The organism is Nocardia sp. NPDC051750, from assembly GCF_044453135.1.
Classification (GTDB): domain Bacteria; phylum Actinomycetota; class Actinomycetes; order Mycobacteriales; family Mycobacteriaceae; genus Nocardia.
Map to the genome: position 1 here is coordinate 620981 of NZ_JBITCK010000007.1, position 12756 is coordinate 633736.

Below are 12756 nucleotides of genomic sequence, written 5' to 3' on the forward strand. Positions count from 1 at the left end.
TACGGGATGCGGTTGTCGTGCACCCGTTATCGCAGCGCCGATCGGCTCGGCGAGCTGTGCCCCGGCGGTTGTCCACATGGGGACAAACTCGGCGATCCAGTCCTTCCGGGCGTCCTTCCCGGGGTGCGGGTGGCGCGCTCGCTCGTAGGATGGCCGCGTGGATACCGCCGAAGACACCGCTGTGGCACCTCCCGCTCACCCCGACGACCCCGCCCACGAGGTACTACGCCGGGTGTTCGGCTACGACAGTTTCCGCGGCGAGCAGCGCGCCATCGTCGAGCAGGTGATCGGTGGCGGGGACGCGCTGGTGCTCATGCCCACCGGCGGCGGGAAATCGCTGTGCTATCAGATACCGGCGCTGGTCCGGGACGGGGTCGGCGTGGTGGTATCCCCGCTCATCGCGCTCATGCAGGATCAGGTGGATGCGCTGAGTGCGCTCGGTGTCCGGGCCGGCTTCCTCAACTCCACCCAGTTTCCGGACGAACGCCGGACGGTCGAGGCGCAGTTCGTGGCCGGTGAACTGGATGTGCTGTATCTGGCGCCGGAACGGTTGCGGATGGAATCCACCGTCCACTTGCTCGGGCGCGGCCGGATCGCGCTGTTCGCCATCGATGAGGCGCACTGTGTTTCGCAGTGGGGTCACGATTTCCGGCCCGACTACCTGGCGCTGTCGCTGCTGCACGAACGGTGGCCGGAGGTCCCCCGGATCGCGCTGACCGCCACCGCGACGGAGAAGACCCGTGACGAGATCATCACCCGGCTCGAGCTCGGTGGGGCCCGCCGGTTCGTCGCGAGTTTCGACCGGCCCAATATCCAGTACCGGATCGAACCGAAGAACCGGCCCGATCGTCAGCTGCTCGATTTCCTGCGCGCCGAGCACCCCGGCGACGCCGGGATCGTCTACTGCCTGTCGCGGAATTCGGTGGAGAAGACCGCGGCGTTCCTCACCGAGAACGGTATTCGCGCGTTGCCCTACCACGCGGGCCTCGATCACCGGACCCGCGCCGAGAACCAGGCCCGTTTCCTTCGCGAGGAAGGGCTTGTCATCGTCGCGACCATCGCGTTCGGCATGGGTATCGATAAACCCGATGTCCGGTTCGTCGCCCACCTCGATCTGCCCAAATCCGTCGAGGGCTACTACCAGGAAACCGGCCGCGCCGGCCGGGACGGGCTGCCGTCGACCGCCTGGATGGTCTACGGGCTGCAGGACGTGGTGCAACAGCGCAAACTGATCGACTCCTCCGACGGCGATATGACCCACCGCCGCCAGCTGCAGTTGCACCTGGACGCGATGCTCGCACTCTGCGAGACGGTCGATTGCCGCCGCGCTCAGTTGCTCGCCTATTTCGGGCAGCCGCCGCGGCCGTGCGGTAACTGCGATACCTGCCTGAGCCCGCCCGAATCCTGGGACGGCACCGTCGCCGCGCAGAAACTGCTGTCGGCCGTGCTGCGCCTCAAACGGGAACGCGGCCAGAGCTTCGGTGCCGGCCACCTCATCGATATCCTGCTCGGGAAGAAGAACCAGAAGGTCCAGCAGTACGACCACCACGAGCTGAGCGTGTTCGGGGTGGGTAGCGATCTGCGTGATACCGAGTGGCGGGGCGTCGTCCGCCAATTGCTGGCCCAGGGTCTGCTCGCGGTGCACGGTGACTACGGTGTCCTCACGCTGACCGAGGCCAGCGACAGCGTTCTCTTCGACGGCCGGACGGTTCGCCTGCGCCGGGAACCCGAACGCCCCACTCCCTCGCGTGCGGCGCGCAGTGCCAAGGCCGCCAAATCCGCGCCCGCCGACCTCACCGACGCGGATACCGCGCTGTTCGAGAAACTCCGCCAGTGGCGTGCCGATACGGCCAAGGAACAGGGCGTTCCCGCCTACGTGGTGTTCCACGACGCGACCCTGCGCGATATCGCGGCCCGCAAGCCCGGCGATCTCTCCGCCCTCGGCGCGGTGAGCGGCGTGGGCGAGAGCAAGCTGACCCGTTACGGCGAACAGGTGCTCGAAGTCCTGGCGGCGGAATGAACAGCGTCCGCTGAACAACGCAGGGCCCGAACGGCTTTCCGTGGATCACTCCTCCCGCCAGTGACGATAGGGGGCTGAACAGAGCACCTAGCCTGGCTTTATGTCCAGTAGGCACACTCCGTGGTCACCCTCACGCCAGAGGGTCGACGCGGGCGCCGACCGGTCCGGTATGAACGAGCCGGGAGTCGTTCGTGCGATGCGGGGTGGTCCCGCTGAGCGACCGGCCACGAGTTCCGCTTCCGCCGGACACTTCGCATCCGCCGCCGTTTCCGATTCCGGTACCGGTGATGCGTTGCGAGCCGGGGGAACTCCGGCGACCGATTACCCGGCGCGCTGGGGAAGCCACGCGCTACTCGGACTCGTACTCGGTGTCGCGGTCCTGCTGTTCGTCGGCGGCATGTTTTTCGGTCGTGGCACCGGATCTTCCCCGGCGGGTGCTCCGCTGGTGACCACCTTCGTCGCGGTCTCGACGTCGCCGGACACTCCAGCGCCCGCGGTCAGGCCGGCGCGCACTCCGCCGCAACCGGCCGGAGCAGGTTCACGCGATATCGGGATCGGGTTCGTCTTCGGCAAGGTCTCGGCCAATGATCGCGGGACGCTCACCGTGCACAGTGAGCTGACCCGGTCCGACATCGTCGTCCACACCGACGACGGAACGAAAGTCTATGTCCTGATCGCGAGCGATCCCTCCGGAATCGATGTCGGCGCCCCGGTGTGGGTCTACGGGCGCAAACGCGCGGACGGATCGATCACCGCCCGCACCATTGCGGGGATATCCATGCACGGTGCCTGAGCAATAGCCCGGGTGACTATTTGTTGGCTCCGCGCGCGCCGGACCCGCGGCCCAGCGGTCAGTATCTGACCGCAATGGGAGAACAATCGAGTTATGGCGAATACGAGCACGCGGACCCTGCGCCTGCTGTCGTTGCTGCAGACCCACAAGTACTGGCCGGGTAACGAGCTGGCCGGGCGGCTCGGGGTCTCGGCGCGGACCCTGCGGCGTGATATCGATCGACTGCGTGACCTCGGCTACCCGGTGGAGGCGCAACGGGGCGTCGAGGGCGGCTACCAGCTCGCGGCGGGTGCGGCCCTGCCGCCGTTGATGGTGGACGACGACGAGGCGGTGGCGCTGGTCGTCGGGCTGCAGGTCGCGATGCAGGGGATGGTCGAGGGGGTCGCTGAATCGTCGGTGCGTGCGCTTGCGAAGGTGGTCCAGGTGATGCCGCCGCGGCTGCGCCGCCGGGTGGAGGCGATCCGTGCGATGACCGTTCCCGCCGAGTGGGGCGGGGGCCGGCCGGGCGCGGGCCCGGATCCGGACGCGCTCACCACCATCGCCCTGGCTTGCCGGGACAGCGAACGTATCCGTTTCTCCTATACCGCGGCGGACGGCCGAGGGAGCGAGCGGTATGTCGAGCCGCACCGTCTGGTGTCGTTGGGCCGGCGCTGGTACCTGGTCGCCTTCGATCTGACCCGGCATGATTGGCGCAGTTTCCGCATCGACCGGCTGACCGCACCCGAAGGCGACGGCGCCCGTTTCCGTCCGCGCGAGCTGCCCACCACCGACGCGGCGGAATTCGTTCGCGCCGGAGTGGACAGTATTGCGCGGCCGTACCGGATCGAGGCCCTGGTGGAAGCCCCGGCGGAGACGGTCCGCGAGCGGATCGGGCAGTGGAGTTCGGTCGAGCCGGTCGATACCGTCCGCTGCCGGGTCACGATGACCACCGATTCGCTGGACTGGCCCACCATGGCACTCGGTTCGCTCGAGGCCGAATTCCGCGTTCTCGAACCGCCGGAGCTGATCGCGCAGATCCGCGCGTGGGGGGAGCGTTTCGCCCGGGCGCAGGCCACTTCGGGTTCGCTACTCCGCGACGCGTAGGCGCCGGGGTTGTTTCCGGGGTTCCCCGACAGGGGTCTGCTCCTCGCCCCCGGCGGTGAGCACACCGTTTTCCACGGCGTCCACGAGTTCGGTCGTCGCGGTGGCCAGGAGTTCGGGGTGGGAGAACGGCATCCAGTGCCCGGCCGGTACATCGCGTCGCCACAGCCGCGAAACCCACTGCCCCGAATCGTCGTATCCGGCCGGTCGGACCGCGATATCGCGACCCGCGACGATCAACTGGACCGGTACGTCGGTGGTCCGCTCCCGGGGTTTCAGCATATGCGCGAGGATATTGGCCCGGTAGATCAGCAGGCCGTTCACCATGTCCTGTTTCAGGGTCGGCGCGAAGAAAATCGTCGACGGTGCGGTGTCGTTCATCAGCTGGATGAACCGCCGCCAGCGTTGCTCGGTGGCGAGCAGCCCGAAGGCCAGGCGCGGCAAACCGGGGGTCATGAAGAATCCGGTGTACGCCGAGGACAGCAGCTGAGTGAACGGCTGCCAGATACTGCGCGGGCCGGGCCCGCGCAGCCGGGCCCGCACCCAGGCGGCCAGATGGTCGAGATTCGGGCCGGATACCGAGGTGAACGAGGCGATCCGGTCGGTGGCCTGCGGTTCGCATACCGCTTCCCAGACCTGTACCGAACCCCAATCGTGGGCGAGTACATGGACCGGCCGGTCGGGGCTCACCGCGTCGGCGACGGCGTAGAAATCGGCGGCCAGTTCCGCGAGCCGGAAATCGGCGACCCGGGCGGTGCGGGTGGAGGCGCCGTGCCCGCGCGTATCGTAGGCGACCACGTGGAAACGGCCGGCCAGCAGCGGAATCACACCGTTCCACAGGTGATGGGTATCGGGCCAGCCGTGCACCAGGATGACGGTTTCGGCGTCCGGATCGCCGTATTCGTGCACCGCGAGGTCGAATCCACGGTGGTGAACCGTCCGTTCGGTCGCGGGGATCTCCGATATCGATGCCGTCACGCTGTTCTCCTCGTGCTGTGTGCGGGTTGTCGAGAGCTACAGGTCCAGTACCAGACGTCCACCCGCACACCGTGATACGCAGACCAGGAGGTCGCCACGGTCGCGTTCGGCGGGGGTCAGGGCACCGTCGCGATGGTCGGGAACGCCTGCCAGCACCCGGACCTTGCAGGTGCGGCAGAAGCCTTGCCGGCACGAATACGGTAGATCCGGCCGGTGCTGCAGGAGTACGTCGAGGGCGGACCGGTCCGCGGGCACCGCGATCACCTCGCCGCCGGCGCCCAATGCGATCTCGAACGGCACGCCGTCCACGATCGGCGGCGCCGAGAACCGTTCGGAATGCAGTTCCACATCCGGTATTCCACGAACCAGCGTGGCGATGGAGGTGACCATCGGCGCCGGTCCGCAGCAGTACACAGCGGTCCCGGGGCCGACCCCGGACAGCAGTTCCGCGGCGGTGGGCAGCCCGTGCTCGTCGTCGGTGCGCACCGTGACGCGATCGCCGAAGCGGCCTATCTCGTCCAGGAACGGCAGGGTGTCGCGGGCGCGTCCGCAATACACCATCGTCCAGTCGATACCGAGCGATTCGGCCAGGCGCAGCATGGGCAGGATCGGGGTGATACCGATACCTCCGGCCACGAAACGAACCCGCGCCGCCCGCGACCCGAAACCCGGTGCGGCGAACGGAAACGCATTGCGCGGGCCCCGCACCACCAGCGCGGTGCCGACCGGCAGTGCCCGGTGTACCTCGTTCGAACCGGCACCGTCCGGGATGCGGCGTACCGCGATCCGGTAGCTGCGGGTATCGGCCGGATCGCCGCACAGCGAGTACTGCCGAAGGGCTCCCGACGGCAGTTCGACGTCCAGGTGCGCACCGGGTCGCCAGGGCGGCAGCGCACGGCCATCGGGTGCCTGGAAACGCAGGCTCACCACGTCTTCGTCGGATGCTTCCACCCGCCGCCCGGTGACCGTGACAGGGATCCGCCGGTCGTCGGCCCGCGGCGCCGGGTCGCGCCGGTTGGTGATCGCGGTCCAGTTCAGTCGCGCATTCACCACCGCGTCGAGTAGTCGCAGCGTCCGATCCCGGCGAGGTCTGCCGTGCAGGTCGGCGGGCAGCGGTAGGGACTGTTTCGGGGTCCGCACCGTCACGAGGCCGCCCGGGCCGCCGGAGACTGGGCCAGATAGGCGATGGCCTGCGCGGTGGAACCGACGGATTCCGGGCTGTAGCCGGGCTTGAAGGTCGACAGTGCACTGACCAGCAGGGCAGGAACTCCGGGGAGGGCCCCGCGCCACATCGATCCCAGGATCGCCAGGAGCAGCCGGGGATATCCCAGGTCGGGCAGCGCGGGGTCCCGGTGCACCAGGTATTTGGTCCCGCGCACGAGCAGAACCAGGAACGTGGGGAAGACCAGCACCATCAGGGCGCCGCGGCGCAGATAGCCGACCCCGAAATATTCGGCGACATCGTGGGCCACATGGCGATGCTCGACCTCTTCGGCCCCATGCCACCGATACAGATCGAGCATCCGCGGATCGGCGTCGAACCGCTCCAGTTCGCTGTTGAGCACCCAATCGCCGAGGAACGCGAAGAAATGTTCCAGCGAGGAGATCACCGCGAGCCGGTCCACCAGTTGCTGCCGTCCCGCCCGCGTGGCGGTGGACCGCCGTGGTCCGACGGTCTTACGGAACAGGTATTCGGTCTGCTGGACATACGGCCGCGGGTCGACGCCGTTGGCGTGGAAGAGCATCTCGTGGGAATCGGCATGGGTTTCGGCGTGCATGGATTCCTGCCCGATGAATCCGAGCATATCCTCGCGCAGTTTCTCGTCCCGCACGAACGGCAGCGCTTCGCCGAAGGTCGCCAGGAAGCTACGTTCCCCCTCGGGGAGTAGCAGATTCAGCGCGTTCAGCACATGCGAGGCGATGGGCTCGCGTTTCATCCAGTGCAGCGGCAGGCCGGTCCAGTCGAAGCGGACGTTACGGGCGGTGAGCGCTACCTGCCCCGGATCGGTCACCTGCCCGGAGGCAGGGTTGCGGAACAGCCTCATCGATCCTCCTCGATCGCCACCGGCAACTGCCGCGCCCGAATTCGGTGGGCACGCGGCACCAGCCTCGCCCATATTAGTGCGACAAGGAGTAACAGACAACTCTGTCTATGGTGTGCGCTTTATGGGTTCGGCTGCGGCTCCCAGTTCGCGACCAGATTCAGCAGGCCCGGAAACCGGGCTTCGAGATCGTCGACCCGGACCAGATTGCGTCGCTCGAGGCCGCACTGCCACTGCCGGATCAGCCCCGCCTCGCGGAGTACTCGCCAGTGGTGTGTGCGGGTCGACTTCGGCCGGTCGATCTCGAACCAGCCGCATGCCTGCGGAACTCCGCCGGAATCCAGGTAGTACGCCCGCACGATGCTGAGGCGCAATGGATCGCTGAGTGCCGCCAGAACGGTTTCCAGTCGCAGATCCGTACGGGCCGGTTCGGGCAGTAGTTCGCCGGGCGGGCTCGCGCTGCCGAGGGAATTGATGGTCGTCTCCGGACTGCGCCCCGGCCGCGCGTAGCCGAGGGGGGCGCCACCTGCGGTCTCAGTTACCGACCACGGCCCCGAGCCATTCGACGATCGGCCGAAGAGTCTCCCATGACTTGCGGATCTCTGTGGCTGCCCGCGGTGTCGTCAGCCAGTCGGGGGCGCCGAACTCCCGGCTGAGCACCAGTGATTTGTGCCGTAGTAGGTCGATCCGCGGGTGGTCGACGGGATAACCCTTGGGGCGGGTCTTCAGCTTGTCGCCGCCGAGGGTGTACCCGGCCCGCACGAGCTTGTCCGCGATCTTTTCGAGCTCCGCTCCGCGCACGTCGTCGTCGATGGTGGTGCGCAGCCGGGACAGCTGTTCCGGTGCTGCCGCGTACAGGCCGCCGGCCACGAACAGCCCGGGCGCGCCGATCTGGACATACCAGCCGACACCGGGCGCGGTATGCACTACCGCGCCCTGATGGGTCTTGTACGGTGACTTGTCCTTCGAGAATCGCACGTCGCGGTAGGGGCGGAAGATCTTGGCGGGACCGAAGCCGGGTTCGAGATCGGCGATCAGCGCGGTCATCGGGCGCTTCACAGACTCCTCGTATATGTGCTTGTTGGCGGTCCAGAATATTCTCGAGTTGTCGGCCTCGAGATCTTCGTAGAAGTCCGGCCCGGCGATCGGAAACCCCGCGAACTCGCTCATGACATCGAACCTATCGTCCGCTGCGTGAGCGGACGACGGGAGCCGACCGCTCAATCCCCGGGTTCGTCGTGAATCTCCATGGCCGCTGCCTCCGCGGGGCGCTTGTCCTCGGCGCGCAGCTCCTCGCGATGCCGGCGACGACTCCACTCCTGGTCGAGTTCGCGGGCGATGCCCAGGCGGCCGGTGTCGTCGTTCTCGTGATAGCGGATGACCAGCTCGTCCGGCGGGTCGTTGATATAGCGCTCGTACTCGCGGACCTCGTCGGCCTGATCGTCATCGCCCAGGTCGTAGTCCAGGTCCTCGCGCTCCTCGTCACCGATATCGAGTACCTCGTCCATCAACCGGTAGTCGGAACTTGCTCCGGCATGGTCTGGACCGGGATCGCGCGTCTCGGTCATGGCGCCACCTCTTTCGCAGACCGGCTCACCAGCGGCAACCACCGTGAGCTGTGGTTCCCACGCTACCGCCGACTGCGGTACCGGCGCGCGGTCCTCGGCCATCGCGCCAACGTGGAGATCAGTTCCCTGTTCCGGAAGACCCTGGATCACGCCTGGTCCGGCCCCTGGACCTCGGCGAAACGACGAAGGCCCGGTCCGTGTGGACCGGGCCTTCGTGAGTGGAGCTGCCGGGAATCGAACCCGGGTCCTCCGCCGCGTCACCAGGGCTTCTCCGTGTGCAGTCCGCTATGCCTCTACTCGGATCTCCCGGTCTCGCGAACAAGCCGGGATGACGATCCCAGTCGCTGTTGGATGTCCCGCGTTACTCCGCGACCGAGTCGCGCGGTGAGCCCTCTAGCTGATGCCGGCACCGAAGCCGAGGGCATACCTCGGGCCGACAGAGACGCTATCGCTTAGGCAGCGAGAGCGTACTCGCGCTGATGAGAATCGGCGCTTAATTGGTTGCAACGACGCTTACGGTGGTCTCTTGCCTGCACCGACACGCTTCCCCTGAATCTACGTACAAAGTCGAAACCGTTCAGCCCCGTACGTCCCGGCACCTTGCCGGGCTAGTCATGTTAACACCTCGGCCACCGTCGTTCATTCCCATTTTCCGGCGCCGGGCGCGCGGTCATCGCATCCCTTTGATGCGACGGCCGATCTCGCGGGTGACCTCGCGTTCCGCGGTTCGCCGGGCGAGGTCCTGGCGCTTGTCGTAGTCCTGTTTACCCCTGGCGAGAGCCAGTTCCACCTTCACCTTGCCATCGGAGAAATACATCGACAGCGGCACCAGCGTCTGGTTTCCCTCGCGCGATTTGCCGACCAGGCGTTCGATCTCGCGCTTGTGCAGCAGCAGTTTGCGGACGCGCCGCGGTGAATGGTTGGTCCAGGTGCCGTGACTGAACTCCGGGATGTGCAGGCCGCGGAGCCAGACTTCCCCGTTGTCCACGGTCGCGAAGGCGTCCACGAGTGAGGCCTTGCCCTCACGCAGGCTCTTGACTTCGGTACCGACCAGCGCGATCCCGGCCTCGTAGATGTCCAGGATCGTGTAGTTGTGCCGCGCCCGGCGGTTGGTCGCGATGACCTTGCGCCCCTTCTCCTTCATGCCGACAACCTTAAAGCGCTGCAGCAACCGGATTATTCCCGGCCGGTACTCAGCCCGGTTGTAGAAGCAGGTAGAGGGTCAGAACCGCGACGAAAGCGGTGACGAGGAGCACCGTGGACAGTCGCGGCAGGTGACTCCCGCGTGGACGGGCGCGACGCTCCAGCCAGGTACTGTCGACCGCTGGATCGGTGATGTGGGTCCGGTGCGGCGCATCGAGCGGTTCGGCCGGAGCGCCCGGGCCGCCACCGTCGCCGCTGATGCTTTCCTCGGACCCGTCCCCGGATGCCATGCTCGCAGATTAGTACTGCGGGCAGATATTCGGGAACGGGGCGCGCGGACCCGGAATCAGCGGGGGGATCTCAGGATGCGCAGCGTGATGCCCAGGCCGACGAGGATGCTGGCGGTGGCGATGAGCGCGGTGGACAACGATTGGGTGATGGCGGCGATTCCGGTACTGAAAATGAGGCAGGTTGCTAGCGCCAGCAGTGCGGTGCCCCATTCCATGCCGGCGATCCGGGTGGGTCGGTTACGCAGTGCTGTCATGTTTTTCGAGTACCCCACTGGCTGGGTTATCAAACCGTTACTGCCGTAGTGCTGGGCCGGTTCATATCCGACCCGCAGATCTGCCGTACGGGGTGCGCGGTGGCTAGCCATGGCGGGACCTCCGTCTCGGTGTCGGTGCGGCGACTGTGTTCACCGTAACGGACAAATCTCTGCCTGGATACCGGACAGCAAATCTCGAGACAACCATCACAGCAATGCGTCACCGGGTGTGCGATCTCGTGCTCGTTGCGTGACCTTCCGGGTAAAAGACCTGTTCAGGACTAATGGGTCTGCTCGACACGCCGAAACCGTACCGCAGGTTTTTTTCTGCCCCGGGTGGCCAGTTCGAGCCCTGGAATTGGTTTGCCGGAAAGTAGCTCAAATGATTGCTGTAACCCACTTTGTGATGGTCGTGGTAGCGGCTGCCTAAGCTTGTGGTATGCGGATTCCATCTCGGTCTGTGCTCCGTTCACGTGCCCTTCCCTGCGGGACCGGGGAGCTTCGGCGGTGAGCGATTGGCACGAACGCACCGGCCGTATCGCGGCGCTGACCGGGGCGGGTATATCCACCGACAGCGGTATTCCCGATTTCCGCGGGCCGCGCGGGGTGTGGACCGAGGATCCGGTGGCGGAGTTGCTGTCCACCTACGACAACTATCTTGCCGACCCGGCGCTCCGGGAGCGTTCCTGGCAGGCCCGCCGCGACAATCCTGCCTGGGCCGCCGAGCCCAACCCGGCGCACCTGGCGCTCGTGGAACTGGAACGAGCCGGCCGCGGGCTCACTATCGTCACCCAGAACGTCGACAGGCTGCACCAGCGGGCCGGTTCCGATCCGCAGCGGGTGATCGAGATCCACGGGAATATGTTCGGTGTGGTCTGCGTGGGCTGCGCCTACACCACGAGCATGGCCGCGACCCTCGACCGGGTCAGCGCCGGCGAGGCCGATCCGCCGTGCCCGGAATGCGGTGGGGTCCTCAAGGCCGATGTGATCATGTTCGGTCAGGCGCTGGATCACCGCGCCCTGCTGAAGGCGTCGCTTGCGGCCGAGACCGCGGAAATATTCCTGGCAATCGGGACATCGCTGCAGGTGGAGCCGGCGGCTTCGCTGTGCGGGCGGGCGGTGGCGGCCGGTGCCACGCTGATCATCGTGAACGCCGAACCCACTCCGTACGATTCGCTGGCGACCGAGGTCGTGCGTGAACCCATCGGCACCGCGCTACCCCGGCTGGTCGACCTGATGCTGGCCCGCTGACACCGGTCCGAGTACGCGGTCGAGATAGGCGTTGGCGAACCGGCCGTCCGGGTCGTAGTGCCGGCGCACCGCCGTGAACCGGTCCCACTCCGGATAGCGTTCGCGCAGGGTGTCCGCGGTCTGATAGTGACGCTTACCCCAGTGCGGCCGGCCCGAGTAGCGATCGAACACCGCTTCGCAGGCGCGGAAGAACGGCTCGTGAGCCATGCCCTGGTACTGATGGACCGCGATATAGCAGGTCTGGCGTCCGCCCGCGGGGGAGAGGAACGCGTCGTCGCCGGCCACCCAGCGCACCTCGATCGGCATGGGGCTGTCGAAACGTTGCGCGGTTTCTTTGATCTCCCTGATGGCGTCGGCCGAGTATTCGCGCGGGATCGCGTATTCCATCTCGGTGAATCGCAACAGCCGGGGAGTGGTGAACACGCGGTACGAGCGATCCACCTGCCGTCGATAGCTGAAGGCGTAGGCGGCGGCGCGCTGGAGCGGCGGAATCAGGGTGGGCCGCCGGCGTGCCACCCGGCACAGTGCGTCGCTCGCGTGGTTGGACACGGCGATATCGGCAAACCAGTCGACGATGTGGTGGCGTGGTGCGGGCGGCAGCTCTACGCGGTTGTTGCGTTTGGTCATCGCCATCGGGCTGTGGGCGAACATGTAGAACTCGAAGTGATCGTTGCTGTCGATATGGGAGTCCAGATCGCTCAGGACCTCCTCGACCGGCACCGGACGCTCCACGCCTTCGAGGACGAAAGCCGGGACGAGCCGCAGCGTGCACGCGGTGATCACGCCGAGGGCGCCGATACCGACGCGCGCCGCTCGCCAGGCCTCGGAACCGGATTGCTCGGACAGCTCGACGGTTCTGCCGTCGGCGGTCATGACCTCGATCGCGTGCAGTTGTGCGGAGAGGTTGGGTAACCGGCCGCCGGTGCCGTGGGTGCCGGTGGCGGTGGCGCCGGCGAGGGTCTGCGAGTCGATATCGCCGAGGTTCGGGAACGCGAGTCCGTATTCGTCGAGCTGGGGGTTGAGCGCCGCGAGGGTGATTCCGGCCTGCACTCGCGCGAGGCCGGTGTCCCGGTCGACCTCCAGTACGCGGTTCAACCGGGAGAGGTCCAGCAGCAGGCCGTCGGTGAGGCAGGTGTCGTTGAACGAGTGCCCGGAGCCCACGACGCGGACGCGATACCCCTCCGCGGTGGCCCGGGCCAGCTCCGCGGCCAGTTCGGCGTGATCGCGCGGTGCGGCCAGCCGGGCCGGCGCGCACCGCTGATCGCCCGCCCAGTTCACCCATGAATTGGTCACATGTCCAACACTAGGGGATGGTGGCATCGGCCGCCGCAAAATCC

At 67.0% G+C, this 12756-nt stretch carries 14 protein-coding genes and 1 other RNA gene; 4 read left to right on the top strand and 11 right to left on the bottom strand.

The genetic code is table 11. The features are described from left to right. Nucleotides 1-157 precede the first annotated feature (157 nt). The 3 genes from recQ (at nt 158) to ACIA75_RS30730 (ending at nt 3896) form a co-directional block, all read left to right on the top strand. On the top strand, nt 158-2020 hold the full coding sequence (gene recQ / locus ACIA75_RS30720) for a DNA helicase RecQ (RefSeq protein WP_397110197.1): 1863 nt from the start codon (nt 158-160) through the stop codon (nt 2018-2020). A 292-nt stretch (nt 2021-2312) separates the two neighbouring features. Next, nucleotides 2313-2813, top strand: coding sequence for a DUF5666 domain-containing protein (locus ACIA75_RS30725; RefSeq protein WP_397110199.1), 501 nt, complete (start codon nt 2313-2315; stop codon nt 2811-2813). 93 nt (nt 2814-2906) lie between these two features. Further along, nucleotides 2907-3896 (top strand): helix-turn-helix transcriptional regulator, encoded by a 990-nt coding sequence (locus ACIA75_RS30730; RefSeq protein WP_397110201.1) that lies wholly within the window; start codon nt 2907-2909, stop codon nt 3894-3896. On the opposite strand, the gene ACIA75_RS30735 is transcribed toward ACIA75_RS30730, so the two are convergent. The 10 genes from ACIA75_RS30735 to ACIA75_RS30780 form a co-directional block, all read right to left on the bottom strand. Then, nucleotides 3879-4871, bottom strand: a complete 993-nt coding sequence (locus ACIA75_RS30735; RefSeq protein WP_397110203.1) for an alpha/beta fold hydrolase — start codon at nt 4869-4871, stop codon at nt 3879-3881. The genes ACIA75_RS30730 and ACIA75_RS30735 overlap by 18 nt on opposite strands. A gap of 36 nt (nt 4872-4907) precedes the next feature. Further along, nucleotides 4908-6017: a PDR/VanB family oxidoreductase gene (locus tag ACIA75_RS30740; RefSeq protein ID WP_397110205.1), complete on the bottom strand. Its 1110-nt coding sequence runs from the start codon at nt 6015-6017 to the stop codon at nt 4908-4910. Next, a complete protein-coding gene (locus ACIA75_RS30745; RefSeq protein ID WP_397110207.1) occupies nt 6014-6916 on the bottom strand; it encodes a metal-dependent hydrolase in 903 nt (300 codons plus the stop codon). The genes ACIA75_RS30740 and ACIA75_RS30745 overlap by 4 nt, the downstream gene beginning before the upstream one ends. Before the next feature lie 119 nt (nt 6917-7035). After that, nucleotides 7036-7287 carry a transcriptional regulator gene (locus ACIA75_RS30750; protein WP_397110209.1) on the bottom strand — a complete coding sequence of 84 codons (252 nt, stop codon included), beginning with the start codon at nt 7285-7287 and terminating at the stop codon, nt 7036-7038. A 160-nt stretch (nt 7288-7447) separates the two neighbouring features. Beyond that, nucleotides 7448-8083 (bottom strand): DUF2461 domain-containing protein, encoded by a 636-nt coding sequence (locus tag ACIA75_RS30755; RefSeq protein ID WP_397110211.1) that lies wholly within the window; start codon nt 8081-8083, stop codon nt 7448-7450. A 50-nt stretch (nt 8084-8133) separates the two neighbouring features. Further along, entirely contained in the window at nt 8134-8481 is a 348-nt protein-coding gene (locus tag ACIA75_RS30760; protein WP_397110213.1) for a hypothetical protein, read from the bottom strand. 216 nt (nt 8482-8697) lie between these two features. Further along, nucleotides 8698-9066: a transfer-messenger RNA gene (gene ssrA / locus ACIA75_RS30765) on the bottom strand. Nucleotides 9067-9151: 85 nt separating this feature from the next. Then, a complete protein-coding gene (gene smpB / locus ACIA75_RS30770; RefSeq protein ID WP_397110215.1) occupies nt 9152-9625 on the bottom strand; it encodes an SsrA-binding protein SmpB in 474 nt (157 codons plus the stop codon). A 49-nt stretch (nt 9626-9674) separates the two neighbouring features. Further along, nucleotides 9675-9914, bottom strand: coding sequence for a hypothetical protein (locus ACIA75_RS30775; protein WP_397110217.1), 240 nt, complete (start codon nt 9912-9914; stop codon nt 9675-9677). A gap of 56 nt (nt 9915-9970) precedes the next feature. Further along, nucleotides 9971-10168 (bottom strand): hypothetical protein, encoded by a 198-nt coding sequence (locus ACIA75_RS30780; RefSeq protein ID WP_397110219.1) that lies wholly within the window; start codon nt 10166-10168, stop codon nt 9971-9973. A gap of 507 nt (nt 10169-10675) precedes the next feature. Here ACIA75_RS30780 and ACIA75_RS30785 point away from each other — a divergent pair. Next, a complete protein-coding gene (locus ACIA75_RS30785) occupies nt 10676-11419 on the top strand; it encodes an SIR2 family NAD-dependent protein deacylase (protein WP_397110221.1) in 744 nt (247 codons plus the stop codon). Here ACIA75_RS30785 and ACIA75_RS30790 read toward each other — a convergent pair. Beyond that, on the bottom strand, nt 11384-12712 hold the full coding sequence (locus ACIA75_RS30790; RefSeq protein ID WP_397110223.1) for a D-arabinono-1,4-lactone oxidase: 1329 nt from the start codon (nt 12710-12712) through the stop codon (nt 11384-11386). The two genes, ACIA75_RS30785 and ACIA75_RS30790, sit on opposite strands and share 36 nt — an antisense overlap. Nucleotides 12713-12756: the final 44 nt, after the last annotated feature.

What these genes read in the sequence shown, in the direction of transcription:
- ACIA75_RS30745 (WP_397110207.1), bottom strand. Translation starts at nt 6,916, where the DNA reads ATGAGGCTGTTCCGCAACCCTGCCTCCGGGCAGGTGACCGATCCGGGG.
- ACIA75_RS30760 (WP_397110213.1), bottom strand. Translation starts at nt 8,481, where the DNA reads ATGACCGAGACGCGCGATCCCGGTCCAGACCATGCCGGAGCAAGTTCC.
- smpB (WP_397110215.1), bottom strand. Translation starts at nt 9,625, where the DNA reads ATGAAGGAGAAGGGGCGCAAGGTCATCGCGACCAACCGCCGGGCGCGG.
- ACIA75_RS30755 (WP_397110211.1), bottom strand. Translation starts at nt 8,083, where the DNA reads ATGAGCGAGTTCGCGGGGTTTCCGATCGCCGGGCCGGACTTCTACGAA.
- ACIA75_RS30780 (WP_397110219.1), bottom strand. Translation starts at nt 10,168, where the DNA reads ATGACAGCACTGCGTAACCGACCCACCCGGATCGCCGGCATGGAATGG.
- ACIA75_RS30730 (WP_397110201.1), top strand. Translation starts at nt 2,907, where the DNA reads ATGGCGAATACGAGCACGCGGACCCTGCGCCTGCTGTCGTTGCTGCAG.
- ACIA75_RS30775 (WP_397110217.1), bottom strand. Translation starts at nt 9,914, where the DNA reads ATGGCATCCGGGGACGGGTCCGAGGAAAGCATCAGCGGCGACGGTGGC.